This is a genomic window from Antribacter sp. NEAU-D49 (assembly GCF_057158775.1).
The window spans coordinates 236,900-261,122 of sequence record NZ_JBXTSN010000002.1 but is presented as its reverse complement, the minus strand read 5'-3'; the positions used below and the strand labels follow the sequence as shown (position 1 = coordinate 261,122).

At 72.5% G+C, this 24,223-nt stretch carries 23 protein-coding genes and 1 tRNA gene; 8 read left to right on the top strand and 16 right to left on the bottom strand.

Translation table 11 applies throughout. The annotated features are described in order from the left end of the window. Genes AC060K_RS02950 through AC060K_RS02905 form a run of 10 tightly spaced genes read right to left on the bottom strand, consistent with a single transcriptional unit; the run spans position 1 to position 9,299 of the window. Positions 1-771: a CoA transferase subunit A gene (locus AC060K_RS02950; RefSeq protein WP_483763956.1), complete on the bottom strand. Its 771-nt coding sequence runs from the start codon at positions 769-771 to the stop codon at positions 1-3. Continuing rightward, positions 768-1,535 (bottom strand): 3-hydroxybutyrate dehydrogenase, encoded by a 768-nt coding sequence (locus tag AC060K_RS02945; protein ID WP_483763955.1) that lies wholly within the window; start codon positions 1,533-1,535, stop codon positions 768-770. The genes AC060K_RS02950 and AC060K_RS02945 overlap by 4 nt, the downstream gene beginning before the upstream one ends. Beyond that, on the bottom strand, positions 1,532-2,464 hold the full coding sequence (locus tag AC060K_RS02940; RefSeq protein WP_483763954.1) for an alpha/beta hydrolase: 933 nt from the start codon (positions 2,462-2,464) through the stop codon (positions 1,532-1,534). The genes AC060K_RS02945 and AC060K_RS02940 overlap by 4 nt, the downstream gene beginning before the upstream one ends. Then, positions 2,461-3,093: a TetR/AcrR family transcriptional regulator gene (locus tag AC060K_RS02935; protein WP_483763953.1), complete on the bottom strand. Its 633-nt coding sequence runs from the start codon at positions 3,091-3,093 to the stop codon at positions 2,461-2,463. Before AC060K_RS02935 ends, AC060K_RS02940 begins: the two co-directional genes overlap by 4 nt. Continuing rightward, entirely contained in the window at positions 3,090-4,655 is a 1,566-nt protein-coding gene (locus AC060K_RS02930; RefSeq protein WP_483763952.1) for a class I adenylate-forming enzyme family protein, read from the bottom strand. The genes AC060K_RS02935 and AC060K_RS02930 overlap by 4 nt, the downstream gene beginning before the upstream one ends. Beyond that, a complete protein-coding gene (locus AC060K_RS02925; RefSeq protein ID WP_483763951.1) occupies positions 4,652-5,722 on the bottom strand; it encodes a branched-chain amino acid ABC transporter permease in 1,071 nt (356 codons plus the stop codon). The genes AC060K_RS02930 and AC060K_RS02925 overlap by 4 nt, the downstream gene beginning before the upstream one ends. Then, a complete protein-coding gene (locus AC060K_RS02920) occupies positions 5,719-6,591 on the bottom strand; it encodes a branched-chain amino acid ABC transporter permease (protein WP_483763950.1) in 873 nt (290 codons plus the stop codon). Before AC060K_RS02920 ends, AC060K_RS02925 begins: the two co-directional genes overlap by 4 nt. Next, positions 6,588-7,331, bottom strand: a complete 744-nt coding sequence (locus AC060K_RS02915; RefSeq protein ID WP_483763949.1) for an ABC transporter ATP-binding protein — start codon at positions 7,329-7,331, stop codon at positions 6,588-6,590. Before AC060K_RS02915 ends, AC060K_RS02920 begins: the two co-directional genes overlap by 4 nt. Next, positions 7,328-8,089 carry an ABC transporter ATP-binding protein gene (locus tag AC060K_RS02910; RefSeq protein ID WP_483763948.1) on the bottom strand — a complete coding sequence of 254 codons (762 nt, stop codon included), beginning with the start codon at positions 8,087-8,089 and terminating at the stop codon, positions 7,328-7,330. The genes AC060K_RS02915 and AC060K_RS02910 overlap by 4 nt, the downstream gene beginning before the upstream one ends. Position 8,090: 1 nt before the next feature. Continuing rightward, positions 8,091-9,299 (bottom strand): substrate-binding domain-containing protein, encoded by a 1,209-nt coding sequence (locus AC060K_RS02905; protein ID WP_483763947.1) that lies wholly within the window; start codon positions 9,297-9,299, stop codon positions 8,091-8,093. Between the two features lie 166 nt (positions 9,300-9,465). Between AC060K_RS02905 and AC060K_RS02900 the strand changes: the two genes are divergently transcribed. Next, positions 9,466-10,716 (top strand): extracellular catalytic domain type 1 short-chain-length polyhydroxyalkanoate depolymerase, encoded by a 1,251-nt coding sequence (locus AC060K_RS02900; RefSeq protein ID WP_483763946.1) that lies wholly within the window; start codon positions 9,466-9,468, stop codon positions 10,714-10,716. Between the two features lie 202 nt (positions 10,717-10,918). Continuing rightward, complete coding sequence (locus tag AC060K_RS02895) at positions 10,919-11,884, top strand: type IV toxin-antitoxin system AbiEi family antitoxin domain-containing protein (RefSeq protein ID WP_483763945.1); 966 nt, start codon at positions 10,919-10,921, stop codon at positions 11,882-11,884. A gap of 128 nt (positions 11,885-12,012) precedes the next feature. Here AC060K_RS02895 and AC060K_RS02890 read toward each other — a convergent pair whose 3' ends face one another. After that, entirely contained in the window at positions 12,013-13,566 is a 1,554-nt protein-coding gene (locus AC060K_RS02890; protein WP_483763944.1) for a helix-turn-helix domain-containing protein, read from the bottom strand. 182 nt (positions 13,567-13,748) lie between these two features. On the opposite strand from AC060K_RS02890, the gene aceA reads away from it, so the two are divergent. From aceA to AC060K_RS02875, 3 genes are all read left to right on the top strand, one after another. After that, positions 13,749-15,128, top strand: coding sequence for an isocitrate lyase (gene aceA / locus AC060K_RS02885; protein WP_483763943.1), 1,380 nt, complete (start codon positions 13,749-13,751; stop codon positions 15,126-15,128). A gap of 72 nt (positions 15,129-15,200) precedes the next feature. Further along, positions 15,201-16,943, top strand: a complete 1,743-nt coding sequence (aceB, locus tag AC060K_RS02880) for a malate synthase A (RefSeq protein WP_483763942.1) — start codon at positions 15,201-15,203, stop codon at positions 16,941-16,943. Between the two features lie 221 nt (positions 16,944-17,164). Continuing rightward, positions 17,165-17,782 (top strand): hypothetical protein, encoded by a 618-nt coding sequence (locus AC060K_RS02875; RefSeq protein ID WP_483763941.1) that lies wholly within the window; start codon positions 17,165-17,167, stop codon positions 17,780-17,782. A 60-nt stretch (positions 17,783-17,842) separates the two neighbouring features. Here AC060K_RS02875 and lysA read toward each other — a convergent pair whose 3' ends face one another. Both lysA and argS read right to left on the bottom strand, forming a co-directional pair. Continuing rightward, positions 17,843-19,222 (bottom strand): diaminopimelate decarboxylase, encoded by a 1,380-nt coding sequence (gene lysA, locus AC060K_RS02870; protein WP_483763940.1) that lies wholly within the window; start codon positions 19,220-19,222, stop codon positions 17,843-17,845. Next, the gene (gene argS, locus AC060K_RS02865) at positions 19,219-20,907 is read right to left on the bottom strand and encodes an arginine--tRNA ligase (protein ID WP_483763939.1); all 1,689 of its coding nucleotides are present in this window, start codon (positions 20,905-20,907) and stop codon (positions 19,219-19,221) included. Before argS ends, lysA begins: the two co-directional genes overlap by 4 nt. 302 nt (positions 20,908-21,209) lie before the next feature. Here argS and AC060K_RS02860 point away from each other — a divergent pair. Both AC060K_RS02860 and AC060K_RS02855 read left to right on the top strand, forming a co-directional pair. Then, a tRNA-Arg gene (locus tag AC060K_RS02860) sits at positions 21,210-21,282 on the top strand. A gap of 233 nt (positions 21,283-21,515) precedes the next feature. Beyond that, positions 21,516-21,860 (top strand): hypothetical protein, encoded by a 345-nt coding sequence (locus AC060K_RS02855; protein ID WP_483763938.1) that lies wholly within the window; start codon positions 21,516-21,518, stop codon positions 21,858-21,860. A gap of 24 nt (positions 21,861-21,884) precedes the next feature. On the opposite strand, the gene AC060K_RS02850 is transcribed toward AC060K_RS02855, so the two are convergent. Next, on the bottom strand, positions 21,885-22,106 hold the full coding sequence (locus AC060K_RS02850; RefSeq protein WP_483763937.1) for a hypothetical protein: 222 nt from the start codon (positions 22,104-22,106) through the stop codon (positions 21,885-21,887). A 58-nt stretch (positions 22,107-22,164) separates the two neighbouring features. Then, positions 22,165-22,404 carry a hypothetical protein gene (locus tag AC060K_RS02845; RefSeq protein ID WP_483763936.1) on the bottom strand — a complete coding sequence of 80 codons (240 nt, stop codon included), beginning with the start codon at positions 22,402-22,404 and terminating at the stop codon, positions 22,165-22,167. A 122-nt stretch (positions 22,405-22,526) separates the two neighbouring features. Between AC060K_RS02845 and AC060K_RS02840 the strand changes: the two genes are divergently transcribed. Further along, entirely contained in the window at positions 22,527-23,180 is a 654-nt protein-coding gene (locus AC060K_RS02840) for a CYTH domain-containing protein (protein WP_483763935.1), read from the top strand. A 12-nt stretch (positions 23,181-23,192) separates the two neighbouring features. On the opposite strand, the gene AC060K_RS02835 is transcribed toward AC060K_RS02840, so the two are convergent. Beyond that, positions 23,193-24,029 carry a M15 family metallopeptidase gene (locus tag AC060K_RS02835; RefSeq protein ID WP_483763934.1) on the bottom strand — a complete coding sequence of 279 codons (837 nt, stop codon included), beginning with the start codon at positions 24,027-24,029 and terminating at the stop codon, positions 23,193-23,195. Positions 24,030-24,223 lie beyond the last annotated feature (194 nt).

Genomic DNA, 24,223 nt, shown 5'->3' with positions numbered 1-24,223 from the left:
TCAGCCCTCCCCGCTCGTTCGTACGGTTCGCCGCTCGATCCGCTTCTCGATGTCGCGGCCCACCTCGACCACACGGTGCACGTACACGCCGGGCAGGTGCACCTGGTCCGGGTCCAGCTCGCCCGGCTCCACCAGCTCCTCGACCTGCGCGACGCAGAGCCGCCCCGCCATCGCGGCCAGCGGCGAGAAGTTGCGGGCGGACTTGTTGAACACGAGGTTCCCGTGCCGGTCGCCCTTCTCGGCGTGCACCAGGGCGAAGTCGGTCGAGATCGCGTCCTCCAGCACGTAGTCGGCCCCGCCGAACGACCGGACCTCCTTGGGCGACGAGGCCACGGCGACGCCGCCGGCGCCGTCGTACCGCTGGGGCAGGCCGCCCTCGGCGACCTGCGTGCCCACGCCCGTGCGGGTGAAGAAGGCAGCGATGCCGGCGCCACCCGCCCGGAGCTTCTCCGCGAGCGTGCCCTGCGGCGTGAGCTCGAGCTCCAGCTCCCCCGAGAGGAACTGCCGCTCGAACTCCTTGTTCTCCCCCACGTAGGACGAGGTCATCTTGCGGATGCGGCCGGCGCCGAGCAGGACGCCGAGGCCCCAGTCGTCGACGCCGCAGTTGTTCGAGACCACCCACAGGTCGCGCGTACCCTGCGCGAGCAGGGCCTCGATCAGCGCGATCGGGTTGCCGCAGAGGCCGAACCCGCCCACCGCGAGCGACGCGCCGTCGGGGATGTCCGCGACCGCCTCGGCCGCGGAGGCCACCACCTTGTCCAGTCCAGTCATCGCGCGCTCCATCCTCCGTCCATCGTCCAGGACGCCCCTGACACCATGGCAGCGTCCGGCCCCGTGAGCCACCCCACCAGGGACGCCACCTCCTCCGGCTCCACGAGCCGCTTCACCGCGGACTCGGCGAGCATCACCTTCGCCACCACCTCCGACTCGGGGATCCCGTGCACCTTCGCCTGGGCGGCGATCTGCTTCTCCACGAGCGGGGTCCGCACGTAGCCCGGGTTGATGCACACGCTCGTGACCCCGCGCTCGCCGCCCTCGAGGGCGATCACCTTCGACAAGCCCTCCAGGCCGTGCTTGGCCGAGACGTACGCCGACTTGAACGGCGACGCCACGAGACCGTGCACCGAGGACAGGTTGACCACCCGGCCCCAGCCCTTCGCGTACATGCCGGGCAGCACCGCCCGGGCCAGCAGGAACGGAGCCTCCAGCATGATGCGGTGGATCAGCCGGAAGTCCTCCGGGTCGAAGTCCTCGACCGGGCTGACCCGCTGGATCCCGGCGTTGTTCACCAGGATGTCGGCGTCGAGGCGGAGCCCGTCGAGGGCCCGGGTGTCGGACAGGTCCACCACCCACGCCTCGCCACCCACCTCGGCGGCGAGCCGCTCGGCGGGCTCCGCGACGACGTCGGCCACCGTCACGTGCGCGCCGCGTGCGGCGAGCTCCCGCACGCAGGCCGCGCCGATGCCGCTCGCGCCGCCGGTGACGAGGGCCCTGCGGCCCGCGAGGTTCACCGGGCGATCGAGGTTCTGGCTCATCGGTCCTCCTCGACCGTCGAGATCTCCTCCGCCACGGCGGCCACGCCGGGCGGGGACATGATGATCGTGTAGTGGTTGACGTCCGCGACCTCGCGGACCACCAGCCCGGGCAGGCGCCCGGTCCAATCGGCCACCGCGGCCGCGGGGTACAGCCCGCCCGGCTCGTCGAGCAGCCCGCGCGGCGCACGCAGCAGCGTGATCGGCGCGCGCACCGGGTCGGGGCCGAGCAGGGCCTCCATGAGGGGCCCGCCCTCGTAGAGGTCGAGCGAGTCGTGCGCGACGGCGTCCGGGCTCGTCGCGGGCCGCAGGCCCGCCCCGGTCTCGACGAGGTCGTAGTCGACGTACCCCTCGACGACGTCGTCCCAGGCGCCGGCGAACGCGGGGTGCGCCCGCCAGAAGTCCCGGTACGCCTCCCGGGAGGGGAAGGTGCGCCCCAGCCGCTCGACCGCGGGGCCGAGCAGCGCCTGCAGCACCTCCTCGTGGGTGGCGCCCTCCGGCAGGCCGGCGGGCGGCGGCAGCGGCAGGCCGCCGTCGACCAGCACGAGGCGCGACACCAGGTGCGGGTAGCGGTGCGCCAGCACCACGGACGCGAACCCGCCCATGGAGTGGCCCAGCACCACGACCGGGCCCGAAGCCACGGCCTTCAGCACCGCCGCCAGGTCGTCGGCGTGCGCCCCCATCCCGAACGGGCCGGGCAGGTGGTTGCTGCGGCCGCGGCCGCGCAGGTCGGGCGCGACGACGCGCACGCCCGGCAGGGCCGCCGCCACCGCGGGCCACGCCCGGTGCGAGGCGGTGATGCCGTGCACGGCGAGCACGGTGGGGACGTCGGACGCCGACGCCGCCTCGGGCTCCCACACGCCGACGCGCAGCGCGCCGCCGGCCACCGGCACGTCGACACCGGTGTACGAGTGGGTGGTGGTCATGGTCATCGGTTCTCCCCCTCGGGCGCGAGCGCCCGCTCGATGAAGCGCATCGCCTGCTCGAACACCTCGGGCGGCAGGGTCGACGTCGGCCCGCCGGGCTGGACGTCGTCTCCCCACAGGACCCAGCGCATGCCCACGATCTCGCCGATGCCCATGAGGGCCCAGGCCGCGACCTCCGGGTCGATGTCACCGATCTGCCCCTCGGCGCGCGCCTTCGCGAGGCCGGTCATGTAGCCCTCGACGATGTTGGTGTAGTGCTTGCGCAGGGCGCCCGGCGAGACGAACTCCGCCTGCCGCACGATCCGGTACAGCGCCGGGTGCTCCGCGGTGAACGCGAAGAAGGCCGCGAACCCCGCACGCTCGGCGTCGATCCGGTTCGTGGCGCGCGAGGACGCCTCGATCATGGCGTGCCGCACCCGGCGGTTCAGGTCCTCCACGACCTCGTCGAACACGTCGATCTTGCTGTGGAAGTACAGGTAGAAGGTGCCCTGGCCTACGCCCGCCGACTCGGTGATCTTCACGATCGAGGCGTCGTGGAACCCCAGCTCGGCGAACACCTGCTCGGCCGCGGCGAGAATGCGCCCGCGGGTGCGGGTGCCCTTGGTGGTGCGCGGCACTGGCTTCGGGTCGGTCACCGGGCCTCCTCCGGGGTAGTGGTCTGGGTCTGGGGCGCGCCGGGCGCGAGCGCGGCGCGCATGACCTTGTGCAGGGACGAGCGCGGCAGGTCGGGTACGAAGTCGAACGAGCGCGGCACCTTGAAGCCCGCCAGCTCGCGGCGGCAGAACGCCTCGAGCTCCTCGGCATCGGTCACCCGGCCGGGCCGGGGCACCACGAACGCGTGCCCCACCTCGCCCCAGCGCTCGTCGGGGACGCCCACCACGGCGGCGTCGGCCACCCCGGGGTGGCGCCGGAGCACCGCCTCGACCTCTGCGGGCGTCACGTTCTCGCCGCCGGTGATGAACACGTCCTTGAGCCGGTCGAGCACGCGGTAGTAGCCGTCGGCGTCGCGCTCCACGAGGTCGCCCGAGCGGAGCCAGCCGTTCGCGAACGCCGCAGCGGTGGCCTCCGGGTCGCGGAAGTACCCGGCGAACACGCCCGGCCCGCGCACCAGGAGCTCGCCGGTGGCCGGCCCGTCGAGGTGCTCGCCCGTGACCGGGTCGGCCACGGCCACCTCGACGTGCGGGTAGGGCACGCCGGCGGAGCCCACGTGGGTGCGGGCCACGTCGTCGGGCAGGCAGAGCACGTTGGGGCCCGCCTCGGTGAGGCCGTAGCCCTGCGTGAGCTGCACGCCCCGCCGGTACCAGGCCCGCAGCAGCGGCTCGGGCATCGGGGCCCCGCCGACCACGGCGTGCCGCAGCGACGACAGATCGGCGTCGGCGAAGCCCGGGTGCTCCGCGAGCAGCACGTAGTTGGTGGGGACGCCCATCATCGTGGTCACGCGACGCTCGGCGACGAGCTGGAGCACCCGCTCGGGCTCGAACGTGCGCTCCAGCACCACCGTGGCGCCGGTCCACCAGGCCAGGAGCGGCTGGATGTTCCAGCCGCCCGCGTGGAACTGGGGCAGCACCGACAGCACCACGTCGGCGCTGCTCAGCTCGGCCGTGCGCGAGAACGACAGGTTGGTCCAGAAACAGTTGGCGTGGGTGAGCAGCGCGCCGCGCGCGTTGCCGCCGGTCCCCGAGGTGAAGACGAGCAGCAGCGGGTCGTCGTCGCGCACCTCGCGGACCGGGGGTAGGTCGCCCGACCCGGGCCGGCGCGTGGGGCGCGGCACGTGCGCCTCCACGCCGCTGCGCCCCAGCTCGGTGCGGAGCGGCGGCAGGGGCAGCCGCTCGAGCGCCGCCGAGGCGAGCGCGGAGAACTCCTCCTCCACCAGCACCAGGGCCGGGTCGGCCTGGTCGAGCTGCGCCGCGAGCTCCCGGGGCGTCAGCCGCCACGACAGCGGCGCGAGCACCAGGCCCGCCTGCGCGCAGGCGAAGAACAGGACCACCTGGTCGGCGCTGTTGCCGGTCACGGTCGCGACCCGGTCGCCGACGCCGTAGCCCGCCTCCCGGAACCGCCGCGCCAGGGCGGTGGCCCGGTCGTGCAGGTCGCGGTAGCGCAGCGTGACGCCGCGGTCGTCCACGGCGACGCGGTCCGGCGTGGCCAGGGCCCGGTCGCGCGTCCAGCGGCCGAGGGTGTGGAGGCCGTCGGGGCTCACGCGGCCACCGTCCGCCGCCCCGGCCCCGCGGTTCGGGCGGCGCCCGCCCGGGTGAGCCGGCCCGCCGCCCCGGCGAGGCCGCCCGGGACGAACATCACCACGAGGATGAAGCACGCCCCGAGGAGGAACATCGGCTCGGACAGGGGGACGCGGAGCACGGCCGGCAGGGCCTCGACGGCCTCGGACCCGGCGAGCTCGCCGAGCCGCTGGTCCAGCATCGTGTACAGCACGGCCCCCACGATGGCCCCCCAGCGGGAGCCCACGCCACCCAGGACCACCATGACCAGCAGCGTCAGGGTGAACTCCGACGACGACGCCCGCGGCACCGCCCCCGACTGCAGCAGCAGGTACGCCATGCCCACGACCGTCGCGAGCGCGGCGGCGAGGACGAAGACGAGGAGCTTCACGGCGTACGGCCGCCCGCCGACGACGCGCACGCGCAGCTCGTTCTCCCGGACGGCGGCAGCCACGTGGCCGGCCCGCGAGCGCTCGATCCAGAGCACCACGAGGTAGACCACCACGAGGACCGCGAGCGCCAGCCAGTAGAGGTTCCGGGTGTTGACCACGCCGACGAGGGCGTCGGGCACGTGCTGGGTCTCGAGCGCGAGCCCCTCCTCGCCGCCGGTGAGGTCGCCGGGGTTGCGGCGCACCAGGACGTTGCCCGCCTGGGCGAACGCGAGGGTGACCATGGCGAAGGAGATGCCGGTGACGCGGAGCGAGATGGCACCGAGCACGTTGGCGAGGAGCACGCCGCCCGCGAGGACCACCGCGGCGGCCCCGAGGAGCGGGAGGTCGGTGCGCTCCAGCACGATCGCGAGTCCGTAGACGCCGGCCGCGAAGTAGAGCGCGTGCCCGAAGCTCATCAGGCCCACCACGCCGAACAGGAGGTGGTAGCTCAGGGCGAGCGCCGCCGTCAGCCAGCACAGGGCGAGAAGCTGGAGCGCGCCGGGCGTGTAGGTGGGACCGGGGAGCACGCCCGGGACGTTGATCGCGAGCAGCGGGAGGCACGCGACCAGGACGAGGCCGCCGAGGGCGGCGGCGAGGCGGATCCAGCGGGTGCGGGTCATGCTTTCCTCCCGAGCAGGCCGGAGGGGCGCACCAGCAGCACGACGGCCAGCAGGAGCACCACGACCAGGTCGCCGTAGCCGAGGTAGTAGTTGGTGAGCTGCTGGAGCACCGCGACGACGACGGACGCCACCGCGGCTCCCGTGAGCGAGCCGAGGCCGCCGATCACCGTGACGATGAACGCGAAGATGAGCAGGTTGCCGCCCAGGTGCGGGGACACGTAGCCGAAGTACTGGGCGGCGAGCACGCCGCCCAGGCCGGCCGCCGCGCCGCCCACGGCGAAGACCAGCGTGAACGCGCGGCGCACGTCGATGCCGAGGGCCGTCACCATGGCGCGGTTCTCCACGCCGGCCCGGATGATGAGGCCGTAGCGCGTGTGCTTGAGGAAGAGCACGATGCCCGCGAGCACGAGGGCTCCGGCCACGAAGGTGGCGAAGGCGACGTTGGGGATCCGGGCGCCGGCGAGCGTGGTGGTGGACTCGAGCCACGCCGGGCCGGTGAGGTACTGCGCGTCGGGGCCCCAGATGCCCTCGAACAGGGCGACGGTCGCGAGCGACAGGCCGACCGTGACGAGCACCTGCTCGATGTGCCGCTCGTAGAGCGGGCGGATCAGGCCGAGCTCGGTGAGGGCCGCGGCGGCCGCGCCGGTCGCGGCCCCCACCACGAGGGCGAGGGCCAGGCCGGCCCACGTGTCGGTGCCGACGAGGCGTGCCACGCCGACGCCGACGAACGCCCCGAGCGTGAGGAACGAGCCGTGGGCGAAGTTCAGCACGCCCATCAGGCCGTAGATCAGGGACAGGCCCGAGGCCACGAGGAAGTACAGGCCGCCGAGGCCCAGACCCGTGACCAGCAGGAGGACGAGGGTGCTCACAGTGATTCCTCTCCGGCGTGCACGCCGAGCAGGCGCTGGATCCGGTCGGGGTCGCCGAGGAGGTCGGCGGCCTGGCCCGTGTGGACCACGCGGCCCGCGTCGATCACCACGACCGTGTCGGCGAGCCGCTCGATGACCTGCAGGTTCTGCTCGACGAGCAGGATCGGGACGGTGGTGGCGGCGCGGGCGAGCGCCTCGGCCACCTCGCCGACGATCTTCGGGGCGAGGCCCTTGGTGGGCTCGTCCACGAGGAGCAGGCGGTTGTCGTTGAGGAGGGCCCGGGCGAGCGAGACCATCTGCTGCTGGCCGCCCGAGAGCGTGCCGGCGCGCTGCTCGGCGCGCTGGACCAGGTCGGGGAACAGCTCGGCGACGAGCTCGCGGCGCTCCGGGCTGGTGCCGTTGGCGCCGGTGCGCTCGGCGAGCCGGAGGTTCTCCGCGACGGTGAGACCGGCGAAGACCTCGCGGTCCTCGGGCACGTAGCCGACACCGCGGCGCACGATCTTGTCGGTGCGGTCGCCGTCGACGCGCTCACCGTCGACGAGCACCTCGCCCTTGCGCTCGATCAGGCCGAGCACCGCCTTGAGGGTCGAGGTCTTGCCCACACCGTTGCGGCCGAGGACGGCGGTCACGCCGACCGCCGGCACCTCGAACGACACGTCCTCGACCACCTGCTGGCCCGCGATGCGGGCGGAGAGGTTCCTGACCTTGAGGACGGGCCCGCTCATGCTGTGCCCGCTCATGCGACGTCCCCCAGGTACGCGGACTGCACGGTCGGGTCGGCCATGATCTTCTCCGGGGTGTCGCAGGCGAGGAGCTCGCCGTGGTGCATGACGGCCACGCGGTCGGCCAGGCCGAGCACCACGTCCATGTGGTGCTCCACCATCAGGACGGTGCACCCCGTGCCGTGCAGGTCCTTGATGACCTGGCACAGCCCGGGCACGTCCGCCGTCGCGACGCCGGCCATGGGCTCGTCGAGGAGCACCACCGTCGGCCGCATCGCGAGCAGCACCGCGATCTCGAGCTTGCGCTTCTCGCCGTGGGACAGGTCGCCCGCGGCGGCGTCGGCCCGGTGGGTGAGCCCCACCGTCGCGAGGTGCTCGGCGGCCTCCCGGGTGGCGACGTCGCCACCCCGGGGGAACCGCAGCACCGACAGGGCGCCGCCGAGGCGGCCCTGGGAGGCGAGCCGGACGTTCTCGAGCACGCTCAGGCGCGGGAACAGGCTGGACGTCTGGAACGTCCGGCCCAGCCCGGCGCGGGCGCGCGCGGCGACCGGCGCCGCCGTGACGTCCTGCCCGGCGAGCAGCACCTGGCCCTCGGTGGGCCGGTGCACCCCGCTGACCAGGTTGAACAGCGTGGTCTTGCCGGCGCCGTTGGGTCCGATGACCCCCACCAGCTCACCCTGCCCTACCGTCAGGTCGACCCCTTGCAGGATCCGCGCCCCGCCGATCCGCAGCCCCAGGCCGCGCACCTCGAGCGCCGTCGGCTCGCCTCCTGTCACGTCACTTCACCTCGGCCGGCGCGACGGTGTCGGCGTCGACGGACTCGATGAGCTCCGGCTTCCAGGTGTCGCCGTCCTTGACCAGGCTCACCTGGTACATCGGCTGGACGAGCGCGTGGTCCGAGGCGCGGACCGTCGTCGTCCCCTTGGGGCCCTCGAAGCTGTAGCCCTCGAGCGCGTCGACCATGGCCTCGACGTCGTCGCCGCCCTCCTCGATCGCGTGCACCATCAGCTGGGCCGCGACGAAGCCGTCGGGCGTGAACAGGTCGGGGGTGCCGCCCGCGCCGGCGACCGCGTCCAGCATGGCCTTCTCGACGTCGGTGCCCGCGGCGCCCGGGAAGTAGTGGTTCAGGTAGCTGACCTTGGCCGCCGCCTCGCCGTACGCGCCGTAGGTCGACACGTCGCCCAGGCCGGTGACCACCGTGGTGGCGTCGAGGACGCCCTGCTGGTCCAGACCCTGCCACATCGCGCCGGAGGTGGCACCGGCCCAGGCCACGAAGACCAGGTCGGGCTGCTCGGCGGTGATCTTCTGGGCGAACGGCGTGAACTCGGTGGCGTCCTCCGGGACCAGCACGCTGGTCACCGTGGCGCCCTGGGCACCGAGGACGGCCTCGACTGCCGCGAGGTTGCCCTGGCCGAACGCGTTGTCCTGCGCGAACACGACGATCTTGGCGCCTGCGGGGTCGATGAACGTCCCCGCGGTGGCGACGTCCTGGAGCGACTGGCGGCCGGACCGGAACGTGTAGCGGTTGATGCCGGTGACGGCGTCGGCGGCCGCGGGACCGGAGACGTACAGGACCTTGTTCTGCTCGGCCTGCTCGGCGAGCTTGAGGGCCACGCCCGACACGACGGTGCCGCCCAGCACCTTGTAGCCCTTGCCGATGAGGTCCTTCGCCTGCGTGACGGCCTTGTCGGGGTCGCCCGCGTCGTCGTGGAAGGTGATGTTGAGGGGGCGGCCGCCGGCCTCGCCGGTACCGTCCGTCGCGTACTCGATGCCGGCCTCGAAGCCCTCCTTGTAGGCCTTGCCGTAGGCCGCGAGCGCGCCGGACTCCGAGTAGATGATGCCGATGTCGATCGGCATGGCCTCGGCGGTCTCGCCGGAACCGGCGGGGGTGGTGCCGGTGGTGTCGCTCGGCGCGCAGGCCGCGAGCGCCAGGCTCGCGACCGTGAGGGCCGCGACGGCCAGCACCTGGGACTTCCTCGTCCGCATGATCTGCCCTTCGTCGGGTGGTCGCTCCCTCGAAACTGAGAGGCGATTCAGGTTTTGGGAATGGTGTCCCTCCGGGCCGGTTCCTGTCAAGTGCCCGTTTCGTTGACAGGTGATTCAGGTTGCACCTAAGGTCCAGCCAACTTCGCACCTCAACGAGGAGGTCCCCATGGTCCGCACCAGCCGGCGGGTAGCAGCAGGTCTGCTCACCGCCGCCACGTCCCTCGCGCTCCTGCTCCCGGCGGTCGCCGTCAGCGCGCCCGCCGCAGCGGCCGGCGCCTGGTCCCAGCGCTCCGCCGGCGGCATGACCGTCGAGCTCTACACGCCGTCCACCGCCCCCGCGATCCCGGCCGGGCGGGCGCTGATGATCAACCTGCACGGCTGCGTGCAGACGTCGTCGGTGCTCAAGAACGGCGGCAACTGGGCCGCCACCGCCGACCAGTACGGCATGGTCGTCGCCGTCCCCGCGGCCCCGAGCGGCGGCGTGCTCCTCGGCTGCTGGGACTACTACGACACGAACCACTCGCGCACGTCGCCCTCCCGGCACGACGACAACCTGCTCGCGCTCGTGACGTCGCTCCTCTCCGACGCCTCGCTCGGCATCGACCCCGACCAGGTGTACCTCTCGGGCCTGTCGTCCGGCGGCGGCGAGACCATGGTGATGGGCTGCCTCGCCCCCGACGTCTTCGCCGGGATCGGCATCAACGCCGGGCCGACCGTGGGCACCACGTCCGGGCAGATCTCGTCGGTGGCGGTGAGCGCCTCGACCGCGAAGTCGACGTGCACGCGCTTCGCCGGGACGCACACCGCCGGGTTCTCCACGCAGCTCACGTCGGTGGTGTACGGGACGTCGGACACGACCGTCGCTCCCGGGTACAACACCCTCAACGCCCAGGTCATGGCGTCGATCTACGGCGCCTCGACACAGTCGTCGTTCTCGCTCTCCTCGCTGGCGGGGTCCAACCTCGCGGGCACGGGCACCCTGTGGTCCGACGCCTCCGGGCCGCGCGTCTCGCTCATCGCCAACTCCGGGGTGGGCCACGCCTGGCCCGCGGGCGGCGGGCCGGGCGGCTCCTACGTCACGACGTCGTCGGTGAACTACCCGGCGTACGTGACGGACTTCTTCTTCGACAACAACCGGCGGGTGGACCGGAGCGGGGAGCCGGGGCCGGGGCCGACGCCCACGCCCACGCCCACGCCGGATCCCACCCCGACGCCCACCCCGACCCCCGGGCTGTACTGCGGCTCGGCGACGAACGCAGCCCACAAGGCTGCCGGGCGCGCGACCTCCTACGGCGTGAACCCGTACAACCCGTACTACGCCAACGGGTCCCTCGACTACCTGGGCCAGGGCGACACCACCGTGACGACCCTCCAGGAGTCGGCGGGCGGCCGCTTCGACCTGGTGACGAGCTGCTGACCCCTTAGCCCCGAGGGGCGCGCGCCAGACTGCCTCCAGGGCCGTCTACCGACCCGTAGACGAACCTGGAAGCAGTCTGGCGCGTTCTCGTGACCAGGTTCCGCGGCTGCGACCCCGACCACAGGGGCCTGATTGGCGTCCTCGTCCACAGGGTCCGGTGCCGGCCCAGCCGTCGGGCCCCGCTCGCTGCTGTGATCAGGTGATGCGCATCCGCTCCCTGACCCCGATCGCCCAGGCCCTGCTCGACCTCGCGACCCTCCAGGAGGGCCTCGTCTCCTCTGCCCAGTGCGCAGAGGTCGGGCTATCCAGCGCGCGCCGGTCCCGACTTGTCGCGCATGGACGGTGGCAACGCGTCACCCACGGCATCTACGACACCGATCCGCGCCCACCGTCAGAGCGACGGGAACCTGGCACGCTCGACCGGCTCAGGAGACGGTCGGCCTGGATCGCGCTGCTCGCGTGCGGGCCGAGCTCGGTCGCCGTCGGTCAGTGCGCCCTCGCCCTCCTGGGGGTTCAGGGGCTACCGCTGCGGATCGAGCCCGAGGCCGCGCTGCTCGGGAAGCGATCGACACGGGTCGCCCCGGGCGTCCGGCTCCGTGGGTATGCCCTGCGCCCGGACGACGTCGACGCGTCCCGACGATGCGTGACCCTCCTCGTAGCGCTGGCCCAGGCGCTCCCCACACTGCCGCGAGAACGTGCGGTGGCTGTCCTGGACCATCTTCTGAACACCGGCCGCCTCCAGCCCGAGGACCTCCCGGTGGTGCACGACATGCTCCGCGGTCGCCCCGGAGCGAAGGCCGTTCACCAGTGGTTCGCCGAGGTTGACGGCCGCGCCGAGTCAGCGCTCGAGACCTTCGCGAGGCTGGAGTGCGTCGACGCCGGGGTTCCGCCCCACGACCTCCAGCGTGAGTTCTTCGACGATCGTGGACGGTTCCTCGGTCGGGCCGACCTGGCGTGGTGCCTCCCGGGGAACCGCTGGCTCGTCGTGGAGATCGACGGCGACGAGTTCCACAGCTCTCGACAGGCCCGCACCCGGGACGCACAACGCCAGAATGACCTGGTCTCGGACGGGAACATCGTGGTGCTCCGCTTCACGTACGACCACCTCCGCCGCCGCGGGACAGTCGGGGCTGAGGTGCGTGCGGTGATCACCCGGCTGAGCGTCTGAGAGATGCACGCCAAACTGCTTCCAGGCCCGCCTAAGCCCCAGTGGACGACTCTGGAAGCAGTCCGGCGCGCATCTGACCACCGCTTCTCCCGGGCGGTGAACCTCGCAGAGCTCTGAAGGTGCGCCCCTCAGTCCCCCGCCGGCGCGTGCCGGTCCAGGAAGCGGTACACCTCCGTGGTCTCCACGCCGGGGAACGCCCCCGCCGGCATCGCCGCCAGCATCGACGCGTGGGGCCGGGCGGACGGCCACGCGAAGTCGCCCCACCGCTCCTCCAGCGCGGCAGGGGGCCGCCGGCAGCACGACTCGTCCGGACACTTCGAGGTGGCCCGCTTCGTGGTGTCGCGCCCGAGGAACCAGCGCACGTGGGCGAACGGCACGCCCACCGAGACGGAGAACGCCCCGTCCGACGTGCCCTCCACCCGCGACGTGCACCAGTACGTCCCCGTCGCCGTGTCGGTGTACTGCGCGTACGGGTTGAACCGGTCCTCCACCCCGAACACGACGCGCGCCGTCCACTGCCGGCACACGTGCTGCCCCTCGACGGCACCCAGCGCGTCGGCGGGGAACCTCACGCCGTCGTTCTCGTACGCCTTGTGCAGGATCCCCGACTCGTGGACCTTCATGAAGTGCACCGGGATGCCGAGGTGGTGCGTCGCAAGGTTGGTGAACCGGTGCGCGGCCGTCTCGAACGACACCGCGAACGTGTCGCGCAGGTCCTCGATGGCGATCGACCGCGTCTCCTTGGCCTCGCGCAGGAACTTCACGCCGGTGCGCTCCGGCACCAGGAGCGCGGCCGCGAGGTAGTTCGCCTCGACGCGCTGGCGCAGGAACTCGCCGTAGTCGCGCGGCTCGGTGTGCTCGAGCACGTGCGACGCGAGCGCCTGGAGCAGCGCGGACCGGGTGTTGGACCGCCCGCGCATCCCGTTCGACGGCAGGTAGACGCGGTGGTGCCGTGTGTCGATCACCGAGCGGGTGGAGTGCGGCAGGTCGCCCACGTAGTGGAGGGTGAACCCGAGGTGCTCGGCGATCTCGGCGGCAACGCGCTGCGGCATCGGCCCGCCGGAGTGACCGACGTCGGCGAGCAGCCCCTTGGCCACCGCCTCCAGCTGCGGCAGGTAGTTGTCGCTCTCGCGCATCATCGCGCGCAGCTCGGCGTTGGCCCGCCGCGCCTCCTCCGGCGTGGCGGCCCGCTGGGTGTGGAGCCGCTCCAGCTCCCGGTGGAGGGCGAGGATCACCTCGAGCGCCTCCGTGGGCAGCGACTTGCCCACCCGGAGGCCGTTCACGCCGAGCGACGCGAGCAGCGGCCCGCGCTGCGCCCGCTCCAGCTCGATCTCGAGCGCGTCCCGGTGCGACGGCGGCTCGGGCGACAGCAGGTCGTCCACGCTCGCTCCGAGCGCGCGGGCTATGGCCTGGAGCTGCGAGAACTTGGGCTCCCGCTTGCCGTTCTCCAGCGTGCTGACCTGCGAGGGCGCGCGGCCCACGGCGTTCGCCAGCTCCTCGAGCGTCATGCCCTTGGCGGTGCGCAGGTGGCGGATGCGCCGCCCGATCGTCAGGGCGTCCGGCTCAGCCTCGGGTGCCTCGCTGCCCGACGCCGGTCGCCCGCCCGGGTGCACCACGCCGGCTCGCACCCCCGAGACGAGGGCATTTCGTCCGGTTCCACGATTTTCCGTCGAGATGGCCATGACTGAGCGTGACATACGCCATGGCTTCCGTCCAGCAGAAGTTTGCCGAATCTTCTGCATGCAACTGCCTAGCGAGGGACTTGTGGCGTGATGGATGGTCGTCCTACGGCCCCGCTGACGCGGTCCGCCGGACGTTCCGCACCACCCGGTCGCACCGGGTGCCTCACCCAGGAGGTCACGCCATGAGCACCCCCACCATCGTCACCCGTCGTTCGCTCCCCGAGGAGCCGAAGAAGGCGACGACCGCGCCCGAGGCGGCCGGGACGCCGTCGGGCAAGCGCGCCGGCGACCAGGTGCAGACGGCCGACGAGCTGCGCCGCTCCTGGGCGACCGACCCCCGCTGGGCCGGTGTGGAGCGCACCTACACGGCGGAGGACGTCGTGGCGCTGCGGGGCTCGGTCGGCGAGGAGTACACGCTGGCCCGCCGGGGGGCGGAGCGCCTGTGGCGCCAGCTGCACGAGGAGGACTACATCAACGCGCTCGGCGCCCTGACGGGCAACCAGGCCGTGCAGCAGGTCAAGGCGGGCCTCCAGGCCATCTACCTGTCGGGCTGGCAGGTCGCCGGCGACGCGAACCTCTCGGGCCAGACGTACCCGGACCAGTCGCTCTACCCGGCCAACTCGGTGCCCGCGGTCGTGCGCCGCATCAACAACGCCCTCCTGCGCGCCGACCAGATCGACGTCGAGGAGAACGGCACCCCCACCCGCGACTGGCTGGCGCCGATCGTGGCCGACGCCGAGGCCGGCTTCGGCGGCCCGCTGAACGCCTACGAGCTCATGCGCTCGATGATCGCGTCCGGCGCCGCGGGCGTGCACTGGGAGGACCAGCTCGCCTCGGAGAAGAAGTGCGGCCACCTCGGCGGCAAGGTGCTCATCCCGACGCAGCAGCACGTCCGCACGCTGAACGCGGCGCGCCTCGCGGCCGACGTCTCCGACGTGCCCTCCGTGATCATCGCCCGCACGGACGCCGAGGCCGCGACCCTCATCACGTCGGACGTGGACGACCGCGACAAGCCGTTCGTCACCGGCGAGCGCACCAACGAAGGCTTCTACAAGGTGCGCAACGGCATCGAGCCGTGCATCGCCCGTGCCAAGGCCTACGCGCCGTACGCGGACCTGATCTGGATGGAGACGGGCACGCCGGACCTCGAGCTCGCCCGCACGTTCGCCGAGGCCGTCAAGGCCGACTTCCCGGACCAGATGCTCGCGTACAACTGCTCGCCGTCGTTCAACTGGAAGAAGCACCTGGACGACGCGACGATCGCGAAGTTCCAGCGCGAGCTCGGCGCCATGGGCTTCTCGTTCCAGTTCATCACCCTGGCGGGCTTCCACGCCCTCAACTACTCGATGTTCGACCTCGCCCACGGCTACGCCCGGGAGCAGATGTCGGCGTACGTGCGGCTGCAGGAGGCCGAGTTCGCTGCCGAGGAGCGCGGCTACACGGCCACCAAGCACCAGCGCGAGGTCGGCACGGGGTACTTCGACCGCGTGGCCACGGCCCTCAACCCGGACGCCGCGACGCTCGCCCTCGCCGGCTCCACCGAGACCGCCCAGTTCCACTAGGCCGGACAGCGGCGCCCGCCGCGCCGCGCCCGCTACCGGACCCGCCCGACCATCTACCCCGCGGAGGACCTCATGACCGCCATCACCAACACCCCTGCCCCGGGCGGGGTCAGCCCCTACGACGCGGCCGCCGGCCTGTCCGGGATCGGCACCCCGCCGGGCTCCCGTGCCGCAGGCACCGTCACCGTGCACGGGACGCTCGGCGCGCGCTACGACGAGATCCTCACGCCCGAGGCGCTCACCTTCCTCGCCCTGCTCCACGACCGGTTCGCCGCCCGCCGCGCGGAGCTGCTCGCCGCCCGCCGCACGCGGCGCGACGAGTTCGCCGAGGGCGCCGACCCCGACTTCCGGGCGGCGACCCGCCCGGTCCGGGACGACACGTCCTGGCGGGTGGCGGGCAGCACGGGCGCGCCCGGCCTCGACGACCGGCGCGTCGAGATCACCGGACCCACCGACCCGAAGATGACCATCAACGCCCTGAACTCGGGCGCCAAGGTCTGGCTCGCGGACCAGGAGGACGCCTCCTCCCCCACGTGGCGCAACGTCGTGGAGGGGCAGCTGTCGCTCCACGACGCCGTCCGCGGCACGCTGACCTTCACGAACGAGGCGGGCAAGCGCTACGAGCTGCGGTCTCCCGACCTCGCCGACCTTCCCACCATCGTCTTCCGCCCCCGCGGCTGGCACCTGGTGGAGAAGCACCTGCGGTACACCGACCGGGACGGCGTCACGGGCTGCACCTCGGCGAGCCTGGTCGACTTCGGCCTGTACTTCTTCCACAACGCCCGGGAGCTGATCGCCCGGGGGCGCGGGCCGTACTTCTACCTGCCCAAGCTGGAGGGGTACCGGGAGGCCCGGCTCTGGAACGACGTCTTCACGCTCGCCCAGGACACGCTCGGGATCCCGCGCGGCACGGTCCGCGCGACGGTCCTCATCGAGACGCTGCCCGCGGCGTTCGAGATGGAGGAGATCCTCTACGAGCTGCGGGAGCACTGCGCCGGCCTCAACGCCGGACGGTGGGACTACCTGTTCTCGGTGATCAAGTCGTTCCGGACCCGCGGCGACTCCTACGTCCTGCCCGACCGCGCGCAGGTCCCCATGACCGCCCCCTTCATGCGCGCGTACACCGAGCTGCTGGTGCAGACCTGCCACAAGCGGGGAGCCCACGCGATCGGCGGCATGAGCGCCTTCATCCCGGACCGCCGCTCCCCCGAGGTGACGGAGCGGGCGCTCGAGCAGGTCCGCGCCGACAAGCGGCGCGAGGCCGGCGACGGGTTCGACGGCACCTGGGTGGCGCACCCCGACCTCATCCCGGTCGCACGCGCCGAGCTGGACGCCGTCCTCGGCGACGCCCCGAACCAGGTGAGCCGCCTGCGCCCCGAGGTCAGCGTGCGCCAGCACGACCTGCTGGACATCGCCTCGGTGCGCCGGGCGGGCGCCACGGTCACGTCGGCGGGACTCCGCGCCAACGTGTCGGTGGGCGTCCGCTACATCGAGTCGTGGCTGCGCGGCGTCGGCGCCGCCGCCCTCGACAACCTCATGGAGGACGCCGCCACCGCGGAGATCTCGCGGTCGCAGGTGTGGCAGTGGATCGCGTCCGGGACCCGGACCGACGACGACGGCGCGCCCGTCACCCACGAGCGCGTCGAGGGCCTCCTGGTCGAGGTCGCCGCGGAGCTGCCGCGGCCGGAGGGCAACCGGGTGGACGACGCGGTCGCCGTCTTCCGGGAAGTCTCCCTCGGCGAGGACTTCCCCGACTTCCTCACGCTGGACGCGTATGCGAGGTTCCTGGTCGGGTCCCCGGTGGACCAGCCGTGAGGTAGCGGGGCCTCTGGGCCCCGGCTGACGGGGAGGGCGGGGGCCCGGTGATGGCCCCCGCCCTCCTTCGTGTGACGGGTGCGGCGCCCCGGGCACTCGATTTCACCCGTTCTGGGGCTCCTGGCGCCATTTCGCGTGATCTACGGGCACTATCTTCGGCCTCGCTCCGGTCATCGGCAGATATCGACGTCTGCACCGGGGCGCACCAGCAAGGAGAGAACGTGCCAGACAAGACCACCCCCGAGACGACGGCTCCGGACGAGGCCACCGAGGCGATCGCCGAGGCCCTCGTCGAGGCCTCGGGCGACACCGCACCGGCTTCGGACCTCGACGCCCCGGAGGCCCCCGCTGCCCCGGCGCCCTCCACCGCACGCTCCGGCAGCTTCCTCGGGCGCCACTGGGTGAGCCTCGTGCTCGCCGTGGCCCTCGTCGCGGCTCTCGGGTGGGGCTTCGCCGCGACCGGCGACGCCGGCGACTGGGAGGCCACCGCGGGCGAGCTCACCGCCGAGCTCACCGCGACGACGACCGCCAAGGACGACGCCGAGGCACAGGTCGTCACGCTCACCACGGAGAAGGAGGACCTCCAGGGCGACCTCGACGAGTGCCGCGCGACCGTCGACGCGTCCGAAGGGCTGCTCGCGGTGAACGACGAGGCTGGCACGAAGCTCGGCCAGTTCGTCGAGACGCTCGGCCTGGTCATGGCCGCGGCCACCGAGGCGGAGTTCAACCAGCACTACGCCACGATGGAGACGCAGCAGAAGGAGCTCGACGAGATCAGCTCCCGGTTCGACGCCACGGAGAAGACGTACACGGAGAGCACCGGCCTCTGCAAGGACTGATCGGGCAGTGCCCGACGCCGGTCCGGTCGCCTTCCGCGGGAGGCGACCGGACGGGCGTCCTCAGCCCTCGTCCAGGGCCAGCAGGTCGTCGATCGTCTCCCGGCGTACCAGCACGCGGGCAGCGCCGGACGCCACGGCGACCACGGGCGGGCGCGGGAGCAGGTTGTAGTTGGACGCCATCGAGCGGCCGTAGGCCCCGGTGGCCGCGACGGCGAGAAGGTCGCCCGCGCGGACGTCGCCCGGGAGCTGGACCTCGTGGACCACGATGTCACCGCTCTCGCAGTGCTTGCCCACCACGCGGGCGAGGACCGGCTCCGCGGTGGAGGTCCGGTTCGCGAGCTCCGCGTGGTACCGCGCGCCGTAGAGGGCGGGCCGGATGTTGTCGCTCATCCCGCCGTCCACCGACACGTAGGTGCGGGTGAACGGCTCGCCCGCCGCGTCCTGACCCACGACCACAGGCTTGACCGTGCCGACGGTGTAGAGCGTGAGACCCGCGGGCCCCACGATCGCCCGGCCCGGCTCGATGGAGAACCGGGGCAGCGGGGTGCCGAGCTCGGCCGCGACCGCAGCGACCGCCTCGGCCACGTCCTTCGCGACGCGCTCCGGGTCGATCGCCACCTCGCCGGGCAGGTAGGCGATGCCGTAGCCACCCCCGAGGTCCACCTCCTCGACGAGCACGTCGGTGCGTGCTGCGAGGTCGGCCCGCAGCTGGAGCACGGCTCGACCGGCCACCTCGAAGCCCTCGGGGTCGAGGATCTGGGAGCCGATGTGCGAGTGGATCCCCAGGAGGCGCAGCTCCGGGTGGCGCAGCACGGCGAGCAGGGCGCCCATCGCGGCCGAGTCGCCGTCGGCCCCCGTGCCCGGCGCGATCGACAGGCCGAACTTCTGGTCCTCGTGCGCCGTGGAGATGTACTCGTGACCGCCCGCGTGGACCCCGGTGGTCACCCGGACCATCACCGGCGCGACGACGCCGCGCTCCCGGGCGAGGCCCGCGACCCGCTCGATCTCGACCAGGGAGTCGACGATGATCCGGCCCACGCCCTCGTCGAGCGCGCGTCCGATCTCGGCGTCGGACTTGTTGTTGCCGTGCAAGCCGAGCTCCGGTCCCGGCACGCCGGCCCGCAGCGCGACGGCGAGCTCGCCGCCCGACGCGGTGTCGACCCGCAGGCCCTCCTCGCGCGCCCAGCGCGCGACGGCCACCGTCAGGAGCGCCTTGCCTGCGTAGTAGACGTCCACGCCCGCCCCGACCGCGGCGAACGCCTGCTCGAAGGCCGTCCGGTAGGCGCGCGCCCGGGAGCGGAAGTCACCCTCGTCCAGCACGTAGGCGGGAGTGCCGTGCTCTGCGGCGAGGTCGCGCAGGTCCAGGCCCGCCACCTCGAGGGAACCGTCGGCCGTACGGCGGGCGCCCCGGGACCAGGGCTCGCCGGGGTAGCCGCTCACAGACGCTCCGGAGCGCTCACGCCCAGCAGGCCGAGGCCGTTCGCGAGGACCGTCCGCACCGCGTCGTTGAGCCACAGGCGGGCCCGGTGGTCCTCCGTGACCTCCTCGTCCGGGTACGGGACGACGCGCAGCTTCTCGTCGTCGTTGTACCAGGAGTGGAAGTCACCGGCGAGGGCCTCGAGGTACCGGGCCACGCGGTGCGGCTCGCGCAGCTCCGCAGCCTGGCCCACGACCCGCGGGAACTCCGTCAGCCGGCCCAGCAGCACGGACTCCGACTCGTGGCTGAGCAAGGACGGGTCGAAGCCGTCCTCGCGACGCACCCCGCGCTCCACCGCCTTGTTGGCGATCTGGACCGTGCGGCTGTGCGCGTACTGCACGTAGAACACCGGGTTCTCGTTCTTCGCGGTGGCGAGCAGGTCGAGGTCCAGGTCGATGTTCGAGTCGGCCGAGTAGCGGGCGAGCGAGTAGCGCGCCGCGTCGACGCCGACGGCGTCCACGAGGTCGTCGATGGTGATGACCGTGCCCGCGCGCTTCGACATGCGCACCGGCTGGCCCTCCTTCACCAGGTTCACCATCTGGCCGATGAGGATCTGCATGTTCTTGCCCGGCGTGTCACCGAACGCCGCGCAGACCGCCATCATGCGAGCCACGTACCCGTGGTGGTCGGCACCGAGCATGATGATGACGTCGTCGAACCCGCGCTCGCGCTTGTCCAGGTAGTAGGCGATGTCGCCGGCGATGTACGCCGCCTCGCCGTCGGACTTGATGACCACGCGGTCCTTGTCGTCGCCGAAGTCCGTGGTGCGCAGCCAGAGCGCACCGTCCTTCTCGAACATGCGCCCGTCGGCCTTGAGCCGGTCCACAGCACGCTCCACGGCCCCCGACTCGTGCAGCGAGTCCTCGTGGAAGTAGACGTCGAAGTCGACGCCGAAGTCGTGCAGCGACTGCTTGATCTCCGTGAACATGCGGTCCACGCCGCGGGCGCGGAAGACCTCCTGCGCCTCGTCGTCCGGCAGCTCGCGCGGGTCCGTGTCGCCCGCGGCGAGCGCGTCCGTGATGACGGCCTGGGCGATCTCGCCGATGTAGGCGCCGCCGTAGCCGTCCTCCGGCGCGGGCAGGCCCTTCGCCGCCGCGAGGAGCGAGCGGGCGAACCGGTCGATCTGCGCGCCGTGGTCGTTGAAGTAGTACTCGCGGGTGACCTGGGCACCTGAGGCCTCGAGGATGCGGGCCAGCGAGTCGCCCACCGCCGCCCAGCGGACGCCACCGATGTGGATGGGACCGGTCGGGTTGGCCGAGACGAACTCGAGGTTGATCCGCGTCCCGGCCTCCTGGGCGTTGCGGCCGTAGTCGGCACCCGCCTCGACGATGCTGCGCGCGAGCTCACCCGCCGCCGCCGCGTCGAGCGTGATGTTGAGGAATCCCGGGCCGGCCACGTCCACCGACTTCACGCCCGGCGTGGAGCCCAGGCGCACGGCCAGGTCCTCCGCGAGGGCGCGCGGCGTGGTGCCGGCCTTCTTGGCGACCTGGAGCGCGACGTTCGTAGCCCAGTCGCCGTGCTCGCGCTGCCGGGGCCGCTCCACGTGGACCGACGCGGGGATCGCGTCAGCAGGCAGGGCGAGGGTGCCGTCGGCAACCGCCGCGGCAAGGGCAGCGCTGAGTGCTCGGGAGAGCTCGTCGGGGGTCACTCGGAGATTCTATCGGCCGGGTCAGGCGCGCTGCCCCGTGTTTCCACAGCCCGGAACCGGCTCCGCTCTGGTTCGCTCCGCGGGCGCCGCCCGGCCTCGCCCGGCCCGGGCCGGCCGGCCCAACCCGGCCCAGCCGCCATGTATTCGGCAATCCGTCGGATGATCGGCAGCTCGGGCTGCCGATCATCCGACGAACTGCCGATCGAGCGACCCCGCTCGGCAGGTCACGCTCAATCGATGCGGACGAACCGGCCGACTCCTGGTAGTCTCATGCACCGTGCTGGTCCTGAGACCAGCACAGCGCGCCCGTAGCTCAGTGGATAGAGCGTCTGCCTCCGGAGCAGAAGGTCGTAGGTTCGAATCCTATCGGGCGCACCTTCGGAAAACAGCCCCTGACCAGCACTTACGCCGGTCGGGGGCTTTTTCGTTGCCTGGCGACGGACGCACGCACGAGGTGTGTTCTCGCGAGGTCACTCTGCGTGCACATTGTCACCAAGGGTGACAGCGCGGGAGGCGCAAGTGTCCGAGCGAACCCCGGCCTGGACCAGGCGGATCCCGCGTGGACGAGCTCGCCGTGGTACGTCGGCTCCGCTACGGTGCGACCCCTGATGGGTACCTACAACTCCCTGTACGTCAGCGTCCCGTGCCCCGGCTGCGGAGCGCCCACCCGCCGCGAGATCCAGTTCCGCTTCGGCCACGTCTGGCAGCATAGCTATGTGCTCGGCGAGGCGCTCACCTGGGGCCCTGCTGCCGTCGGCGATCCCGGCGCCGACCACGTCGTGGTCGACGGCTGGCTCTGCGACTGTCCGGAGTGCGGGCATGAGGACCGCATCGCCATCTATGTGCGAGCAGGCGGGCTCGAGGCCGTCGGCCCGGTGGACGACGTACCGGACCTGCCACAGATCGGGTGGATCGTCCTTCCCGAGAACGGCGTCCGCCGAACACGTCCGTGACCGGTGGACCCCTCACACCTCGACTCACCGCCGCCTCGTGCGGAGCTCCCCGCCCCCGAACCGCTCCGCCGCCATCCGCTCGGCGGCCTCGGCCGCGTCGCCCGCCCAGTCCCGCCGTCGGCTCCCCTCGAAGATCCGCTCGAACGCCCAGCCGGCGAACCGCGGCGCGTCCCAGCCGGGCGTGCCGGCGAGCTCCTGCACCGCCAGGTAGGGATCGACCCGCACCCGGTCCCAAGCGTGGACCACCTGCCCGCCGCCCAGGCTCAGCCCTACGTGGCCCCAGTTCCGGCGGGTGCCGAACAGCTCACCAGCGGTGTCGTAGAAGACGAACGCGCCCCGCGGTGGCTTCCCCGGAGTTCTCGGACGCGGCGTAGAGCTCGGCCGACTCGCCCGCGAAGTCACCGCCGAAGACCTCGATCCCGTTGGACCGCTCGTAGGCGTCCTCGACGAACGCCAGGCACCGCGTGGTGTAGGCGGCCGAGCCGAGAGCGCCTTGCGCCCAGGCGACCGCGTTGTCGATGTACTGCTGCCAGTCGTGCTGCATGGTCTCCCTCGTGACGCGCCGGACGCCCCGAACGCTAGCCCGGCGCGGGCGCACGTCAGCAAGGAATTTCGCACCCGAGTAGACTCGCGGGGATCCGCACCCGTCAACTATTGAGGGGCGTCATGAGCGAGCACCGACCCGCACCGGCGCAGGACACGGGCTACGAGGACTTCGAGTTCGAGCGCCGCTTCTTCGTCCGGGAGCTTCCCGCCGCGCTGCGGGACGCGCCCACGCTGATCATCCAGTCCTACTTCCTGTCCGACGGCGGCTACGCCCTGCGCGTCCGCGTCCAGGTGGCCGACGTCGACGTGCGGCAGGACAAGGCCACGGAGGCCCCCGACATCCTCGACCGGTTCCGGGACGCCGTCGACTTCGCCGCCGTCACGGTCAAGGGCCCGTCGGTGGGCGGCACCCGCTACGAGGCGGAGCGTGAGCTGGACCCGCTCGTGGCGGTCGAGCTGGTGCGCCGGGGAGGCAACCCGGTCGTGAAGACCCGCTACGCGGTGTGGCTGGGCGCGGACGGCTGGTCGATCGACGTCTTCGGCGGCGCCAACCACCCGCTCGTCATCGCGGAGTGCGAGCGCTCGGGCCCGGTGACGGACCTGCAGATCCCGGACTTCTGCGTCACGGAGATCACCGACGACCGGCGCTTCTCGAACGAGTCTCTCGCGGTGGACCCGTACAGCGGCTGGTCCACGACGTTCGCCGCCGAGCTCGCGGCGACGGGCCCGCGGTTCAGCCAGGACTTCGGCGACAACGCCCACCTGACCACCTGAGCACCGAAGGGCTCAGCCGTACCACTTGCCCTTCTCCTGGACACCGGGCACGAACTCGAAGTGCCACGGCTCGTACGCGCCCACACCGCCGCGCTTGGCCCAGGAGGGGTTCTGCCAGCCGTAGGCGGGCGCGTTGGCGTTGAGCCACCGGTAGACCTCGGCCGACCCGGTCTCCTGCGAGCAGAGGTCGATCGCGAGGCCCCAGCCGTGCATCGAGCTGCCGGGTGACGCGGCGTACGAGCCGCGGGACGCCTTGACGGAGTACTGCATCGACAACGAGCGGTAGGTGGCGACGAGGCACAGGTCGCGGCCGAACGCCGCGCGGAAGTTCTCGTTGAGCGACGACAGCGCGATGGCGGCGTCGGGCCGGAGGAAGTCGCCCGGCTGCCAGATCTCGCACAGGGAGTGGTCGGCGAGCCGGCCGTTGGTCCCCTCGACCGGCGTGTTCGGGTCGCAGTTCGGGAGGGGGTTGCGCTCGGAGGTGCGGCTCACCGTGACGTCGCTGCGCGCGATCTTCGGCGCTGCGGCCACCGCGCCCGAGGTGGCCGGTGCGGTACCGGGCATCGTGACGACGTCGAGCGTGGACGGGCCGACGTTGCCCTGGTCGAGCGCGAAAGGCGTGTCGTTGGCCGGCGCGGGCGGAGCGAGCGGGACGGCGATCGTCGCGGCGGCGAGGGTGCCGAGGACCGCCGACTTGGGGATCCAGCGCTGCTGGAGGGTGCGCTGGTTCGCCGCGGGCTTGTCGGGTCGCCGTCGGCCGGTACTTCGACCCGGTCCCTGTTCTGCCTCCCGCCGGGCGCGCCGCGAGACGAGCGCGGGCTGTTCGCCCGAGGATGCCGCTGACTCCACTACCCCTCCGTGGTCCGTTGTCCCCGCGGCCCCTCGCGGCTCGTCCGACACTAACCACGCCTCGGCGAAGGTGCCAAGACGTGGCTGTGGTATCCCGCCCCCTGGCGGTGAACCACCCCGGCGCCCGAGGATGCCGTACGCCTGTGACCTGGATGTGTCGTCCACGTCACGCGGTGCGTGGGTCACGATAGCGT